Genomic DNA, 7,108 nt, shown 5'->3' on the forward strand with positions numbered 1-7,108 from the left:
TCCTGTGAGGTCAGTCAATCAAATCTTCCGGTGCAACAGCGCCGTGATCGAGCAGTTCCCCGTCGAAGGTGACCATAGTCGCATCAACGTCGTTCGCTAATGCTAGAAGTACACAATCTATTGTATAGAGCAGATTGTCTCGCTGTAATTCATACGCCGCAATCTGGTCGCTGATTTCGGGCGCGTAGATGTCCACACTACCGTAGATATCCGACAACACCGACTCGACGCGGGACTGCTCAACGCGCTTCTTCTTCGTCATTACTGACCGAATTCCCATGAGATTCAGAATGGAGGTACAGAACTCGTGGTTTTCGTTGAGTAACTGTGTCGCAATCTCACCACGACCCGGTTCATCAGTCAAACTAGCAATAAAGACATTTGTATCGACGAAGACTTTCATTCTCGGCTTCGTTCGTCACGTACCGCTTCAACGGAATCAACTTCAACATCTGCAAGTCGACCTGAAAGTAGGTCGCCGAGTCGAGCCTGAGGCTCGTCATCTTCGGGCGATTCGTCGGTCCAATTCGGCGGCGTTGCGTAGCTACCCATTGCCGGTAATTACAGACGTGCCTGTAAATCGCTTTCTCTATTCAGAATTTCACTCCGCTAAATGCACTAAGACAGGTGTCGGTTTGCTGAACACCCTCCACCTGGGTCACACAGTTCTGTCAGGTACTAATGAGTGCGACAGACGCCGTACGAGCGCCGATGACTACAACGACGCCCGGCCCGATTAGCTCCCGCCGAGGACGCGCTTGAACAGCGTGAACGTGAGCAGGGTGAAGAACAGCCCGTTCAACATCCCCTGACTCGCTGCGAGCACGCGCGCCGCCGGCCCGAGCGGGTTGATGTCGCCGTAGCCGACCGTGCTGAAACTGATGTAGCTGTAGTAGACGTTGTCGAAGAGCACCTCCATCGTCGTCTTGTCGACCGCGGCGGGGTCGAAGACGCTCCCCGCCTGCGTCAGGAACGGCCCGCCGAGGGCGTAACACAGCCCGAACAGCGCCGGGAGGAGGAACGTGAACGCCGCGATTCGCGGGAGGCGGTTGCCGTAGCCGCAGGTGACCTGCATGAGCGTGTTCAGCCCCACGCTGGCGACCTTCTTGCCACGAGCCCACGTGTTCAGCGAGTACTCGTTGAGGATGATGTCGAAGTTCTTCTGTCGGTTGTAGTAGTAGCGCTTGAACTCGAACTCGCGGCTCGCGGGGGTGTCGCCGACGGCGTTGGCGCTGTCCTGCGCCTTCCGGTAGGTTTCTTCGATGATATCGGGCGTCAGTTCGACGGCCGAACTGGCCGGTCGCGCCGTTTGCCGACGAAGTCGTGGATAGTCCAGTCGTTGCGTTCGAGATAGCCGTGGTGGTCGCTGAAGTCGAAGCGGTCGAACTCGGTGAGACAGAAGCGGAAGTGGTCCAGAAGCTGGTGTTCGTTGCCGTCGCCCTCCAGCGTCAGGTCGCCGATGGTCGCGCGGGTGAGGTCGTACGGCGTCGGCTCGCCGGAGCCCTGCGAAATCGTGCCGCCTGAGAGCGTCGCGTCGGTGAAGTCGAGGTAGGTGTCGCGGTCACCGACGAGCACGCGGAAGCGCGCCGTCTCGAAGTCCGACTGCCGGAAGTCCGCCCGGTCGTGGAACGTCGTCTCCCAGAACGACGCGCTCGTGAAGTTCGCCGCCTCGAACTCCGCGCCGGCCTCGAAGGTCGCCTCGTTGAACGAGGCGTTCGCTTCGAGGTGTTGCAGTTCGCCCTCGAAGAACGTCCCGCGGAACGAGGCCGGACCGTGGAACGTGGCGGTCTTGAAGCTCACGTCCTCTTCGAACCGCGCCTCGCCGAACCGGGCGTTAGACTTCGAACTCGACCGCCTCGAACGAGGCGTCACAGCCGAACGTCGCCTCCTCGGCGACGACGGCGTCGCGGAACTCACTCTCGTCGAAGTTCGCTTGCCCGCCGAACGACGAAAGAGAGAGGTCGAACGCGCCGTCGACCCGGAGGCGGTAGCAGTCGGTGCGGGCGGTGAACGTCGCGCGGTCGAAGCTGACCGCGTCCTTGAACACGGCGTCTTTGAAGTCCGAATAGCGGAAGCGCGCGAGTTTGTAATCGGCTTCGCCCTCGAACGTCGCGCCCTCGAACGTCACGTCGTCGTGAATCGTCCGGCTCCCGCCGTTGAACTCGACGCCGCGGAACTCGGCCAACTGCATGAACCGGGCGTCGGCGAAGCTCGCGTCGTCGTCGAACCGCGCCTCGTCGAAGTCGGCCATCTCGTCGAAGCGGACGCCGTCGAACCGCGCGTCACCCTCGAACTCGACGTGTTCGAAGTCCGAACCCGCGGAGAACCGCGCCCCCTCGAACGTCACGTAGTCGAAGATGGCCTGTCTGAAACTCGCGTCGTCGCGGAACGTCGCGTTCGCGAAGGTGATGTTGTCGTCGAGGACGTGGCTGCTCCCGCTGGTCTCGACGTTGCGGAAGCGTGCCGTGCCGTGGAACGTCGCGTCTGCGAAACTGGTGTCGCCCTGGAACACCGTCTCGTCGCAGCGGACCTCGCCGCGGAAGGTCGCCCCGGAGAAGCGAACGTCCTGTTCGAACGTCGCCTCGTTGGTCGTCACCGCGCCGGTCACGGTGACCTCCCGGGCGTCCACGTCGCCGGTGACGACCGCCTCGTCGAGTTTGAGGCGGTCGACCGTCGCCTCGCGGAGAATCAACCCCTGGTCGAGGCGGCCGTGGGTGAGGTCTAACCCGTCGATGTCGGCGTGCTGGAAGTTGAGAACGTGGTTCGTCGCGCCGTTGATGTCCTGATAGGTGAGCGAGAGGTGTGGGAGGTCCGCGCCGACGTACTCGTTGACGCGGGTGTCGGGCGACTGGAGGTTCGCCCGGAGTTCGCCGACGATGTCGTCGCCGGTCACGTCGAGCGAGGCGCGCTCGTCGCGGCTCATGTGGAACACGCAGAACTCGCTTTCGGGGGTGGGCTTCGTGCGGACACTCCCACGTCGTCTGGAGGTGGGCGTCGGTCTGGACCGACGGGTCGAACGTGTACCGGCACGATGAGGAGGACAGCAACGCCGGCGTGGACTCATTTCTCGACATGGGTGGGGAGGGGTGGACGGGTGTGCCGGGGACAGCGGGTGTGGCGGATACGGTTGCGGGTGCGGACCCGGCGGGTGCGTTCGGTCGTCGGGGCGACGTTCGAACGCGCGGACAGTCGTATGTGCAACATTGTCTGGTGTTTTGATATATATCTTCGGACCGTCGCCGGCGTCAGTCGAATATCTCGCGGCGCTCGGACGCCGAGAGTTCGGCGTGAATCGCGTTGGGCGAGCAGTGTTCGCACTCGCGGGCGGGATTGGTGCTCTGCTCGAAGGTCCAAAGCGGCCAGCCGAAGAGGAAGAAGGCCTCCATCTGGTGGCGCTCGATGATGGCCTCGGCGGGCTTGCCGCAGTTCGGACACCACTCGTCGCCGTTGGCCGGCTCTTGGAACGTCACCTTCCGGCGGCCGAACCCGGCGTTCGAGTAGGCCTCGCTTCTGGACATCTCGACGAGGTCCTCGGCTGGGTATGGGTCGGCGTCGACCGCGTTGTCGAAGCCGGTGTCGGTCTCGACGCTCGACGCGAGATACGGCCCGACACTGACGGTGTTGTCGTAACCGACGAAGTGAACCGAGACCGCCGCGCCCCGGCCCTCGACTCGTACCTCGTGCCCGTGGCCGACGAGGTAGAGCTCCACGTCGGAGTTGACCTTCGTGAGGTCGATGTCGTGGGCCATGCCGACCGCGTAGACGCCGGTGTCGGGGTCGGTCGCGCTCCCCGACTGCTTCCAGCCGAAGGTGGACACGTCGTAGTCATCGGGGGCGGCGACGGGCGTCGCCTCGCCCGCGTAGACGTTCTCAGCGCCGGGCGCGGAGACCGCGCCGTCGGCGGCGTCGGCCGCGATGAACACGTCTTCGGCGTCGCCGAGGAGCACGTCGCCGTCGACCGACTGGACGTAGCCGTCTTCGAGGCTGCCGCGAATCTCGGTCTCGACGGCCGCGTCGCCAGCCGTCCCGTCACCGACGGCCGCGTCGTCGGTCACCGGCGCGTGGGTGAAGACGTACTCGGCATTCTGCACGGTGAGGTCGCCGGCGACGCTCGCGCCGCCGACAAACACGTCCGCGGGGTCGTGGAGTTCGACCGGAGGTCGTTCGGAGCCGTTGAGCGTCACGTCGCCGTCGTAGGTGGTGCCGTTTCGGGTCATCGTTGGGTCTGTCGTTCGGGTGTCATCGCTGGGCCTCTCGTTTGGGGGTCATCGTCGTCTCGGTGTACAGCGCGAGGTCGCACTCCGGGTAGGTGTGGTACGTCTCGTAGCCGCCGTCGCCGACGCGGATGGTGGTCCACGCGTCCGGGTCGAACCGATAGGCGACCGTCGCGTCGTCCGGCCCGGGGAAGTCGCCGAGCGGCCGACCCTCGACGACCGTTCGGGCGTCGAGTCGGTCGCTCTCGAAGCTGAACTCGCGTTCCGCGCCGACGGAAAGCGGCGTCTCGTGCGTCCGTTCGTGCGGCAGCGGCTTGCACGAACACAGCTCGTGGAAATCGAGCGCCGGCAGGCCGACGTAGTGGGATTCGCCGATGACGGTGAGGACCGCCGGCTCGCCCGCGAGCGTCGCCGGGGCGACCGTCTTCACGTCGACGGTCGTCAGGTCCGGCACGTCGGCGCTGTAGCCGAAGTACAGTTCCGTTGGTGTCTCGACCGGCGGAGACGGGTCGGAGCCGGCGGGCGGTTCGGTGGTGGAAGGTGGTTGGGAGGGCATGGGAGATCAGGTGTCGACGAGGATGTCGTAGTTCGGGTGGAAGATGGAGTTCTGGCGGACGCCGCGGTAGTGCGGGACCGTGTGCCACTCGGCAGAGTCGTAGTGCTCCTCGCGGGCGCGGACGTACCGCGTCGCGCCGTCGCCGGTGAGCCGGGGGCGGTCGCCGGGCGCGAGCACGTAGAACTGCTCGACGCGCTCGGTCTCGCCGTCGTCGTCGAGGTCCTCGCGAACCCAGTACGAAAGCTCTTGGGTGAAGCCCGCTGCCCCGACGGTGTTGACGAACGCCTTGTGGTGTTCGGGGTAGGCGTCGGGCGAGTAGCCCCACGTCACCGCGACGCCGTCCTCGGAGAGGTGGGTCCGGACGGAGCGGTAGAACTCGGTCGAGTAGAGCGTGAGCAGGTCGTCGTCGGTCGCGCCGGGGACGTCGAGCAACACGAGGTCGTACGTCTCGTTCGTCTCCTGAAGGTAGCGGTAGCCATCGGCGACCGTCGTGTTCAGCCGGTCGTACTCGTAGGCGTCGTCGTGCCAGCGGCGGAAGAACGGGTCCGTCTTCGCGTCGCGCATGAACTCGCCGTCGAGGTCGACGTGGTCGACGGTGACGCCGTACTCCCGCAGGTGGTCGATGGCGATCCAGTCGCCGCCGCCGACGACGAGCACCTTCGTCTCGGGGCCGGGTTCGAGTACCCAAGGCTAGCGACATCGGCACGTCGACCAACCCCCGATGGTAGCTGTCGGCCCAGCTCTCGCAGAGTTGGACGGCCGCGCCGAGGCGGAGACACTGCTCGGTTCGCCCGTCGAAGTACGGGTTCGGACCGGTACCGGTCCACGTGCGGTCGTACCGGATGACGTGCTGGTAGGCGGTCGTCTCCTGTGAGGTGACCGTCGCGCGCATCGCGCCCGGCGAATACTCGTTTTCGATCTGCTCGTTCGAGATAGAGCTGTGACAGTCGCTCGTCGGCGACGTCGTGTTTGGCAGACGACGCCCGCGTAGGTCGCCGTCAGGAGCAGGCAGACGACGAGAAGCGTCTTCGAGACGCGGGCGGCCGAGAGCGAGCGGTCGTCTTGCGCGCTGGCGGTCGTGTTTCCGCCGGGTGCGGGGCTCGCGGACGACGCGTCGCCGCCGAGGGGCCACCACGACCAGTCGCCGAAGTGGGCGACGAAGACGAGCGCGGCGACCCCGTTGAGGAGCGCCAGCACGAATATCGTCGGGATGAGGCCGAGGCCCGGGTAGAGGACGCGGGCGTAGACGACGGCACCGGCGAGGCCGCCGACGTAGTCCATCGCGAGGATGACCGAGAGCCCGCTTCTGCGGCCCTCGGTCCGCTCGACGGTCCAGAGGGTGCCGACGGCGGCCACGACGAAATCGTGGATTCGGGTTCCGGCGTCCCGGAGCAACGAGGGCGTCGCCGACCCGTCGTCGTCGAGTTCGTCGAACATGCGGGTCAAAAGCGGGAGTTCGAACCCGGAGAGGAACCCGACGACGACGACCGGCAGGCGGGCGACGGTCCAGACGAGTTCCGCGGGCACGGCCTGCGGGATGCGGACGCTGTTGAGACCGACGATGAGCAGGAAGCCCGCGGGCGCGGCCGCGGCCAAGAGCACCTCGGTTCGGAAGAAGTTCCCGCCGAGGGTCGCGCCGTCGAGGTCGTCTGAGAGCGCCGCGCCGATGCCGAGGCTGAAGAAGTACAGGCCGACCGTGATGACGTACTGGGTCACCGTCCCGCCGTACATCACCGTCAACAGCTCCGAGTAGACGAACTCGTAGGCGAAGCTACAGAACGACACCACGAAGGTGAGCGTCAGGAGCGTCGCCGTGTCGGTTCGTGTGTCAGACATCGATAGAGGGCGAATCGGTCGCGGCGGACGCGGCGGTGTCGCCGTCGCGGCCGCCGCCGTCGTCGTTCGTCCCGCTCAGATGCGCGGGGAGACTTTCCACTCTTCCTCGATGGAGTACCCCGCGTCGCCGATGCCGTCGGTGACTTCGAGGTCGTAACACTCCCAGCGGAAGTCGTGGTTCACGTCGTCGCCGACGACGTGCGCGCCGACGCGGTACCAGCCGTCCTGTCCGAGCTGGCTGTCGTCGTCGATGTCGTACTCGACGGTGTCGTTCGGGTCCTGAATCTCCCGGTCCCACGGCACCGGGCCGGCGTCGGGCGCGTCGTCCCGCATCGCCGCGGTCGACCCGAGGTAGGCGACGCCGAGCGCGGCGACGCCGACCGGGAACCGGCTCACTTTCCCGGCGTTGTTCTCGTACCAGTCGTCGGCGTAGTCGCCGCCGTGGTACCACGCGTGGCCGTGGACCGTCCGCGGGGCGGAGGCGTAGCCGCCCGTGCCGCGG

General features: G+C 65.8%; 3 protein-coding genes and 3 pseudogenes. All 6 read right to left on the reverse strand.

Annotation, left to right across the window (positions count from 1 at the left end):
* Positions 1–10: 10 nt before the first annotated feature.
* Positions 11–403, reverse strand: coding sequence for a PIN domain-containing protein (locus ATB1_RS15100; RefSeq protein ID WP_042665230.1), 393 nt, complete (start codon positions 401–403; stop codon positions 11–13).
* A 333-nt stretch (positions 404–736) separates the two neighbouring features.
* Positions 737–3,044: pseudogene (locus tag ATB1_RS15105) on the reverse strand (pentapeptide repeat-containing protein).
* A 201-nt stretch (positions 3,045–3,245) separates the two neighbouring features.
* Positions 3,246–4,217 (reverse strand): hypothetical protein, encoded by a 972-nt coding sequence (locus ATB1_RS15110; RefSeq protein WP_042665233.1) that lies wholly within the window; start codon positions 4,215–4,217, stop codon positions 3,246–3,248.
* Positions 4,218–4,239: 22 nt separating this feature from the next.
* Positions 4,240–4,770: a DUF2617 family protein gene (locus ATB1_RS15115; RefSeq protein ID WP_042665235.1), complete on the reverse strand. Its 531-nt coding sequence runs from the start codon at positions 4,768–4,770 to the stop codon at positions 4,240–4,242.
* Between the two features lie 6 nt (positions 4,771–4,776).
* A pseudogene (locus ATB1_RS15120) lies at positions 4,777–6,606 on the reverse strand (spermidine synthase).
* A 75-nt stretch (positions 6,607–6,681) separates the two neighbouring features.
* A pseudogene (locus ATB1_RS15125) lies at positions 6,682–7,108 on the reverse strand (hypothetical protein); the annotation flags it as partial.

The organism is Haloferax sp. ATB1, from assembly GCF_000730175.1.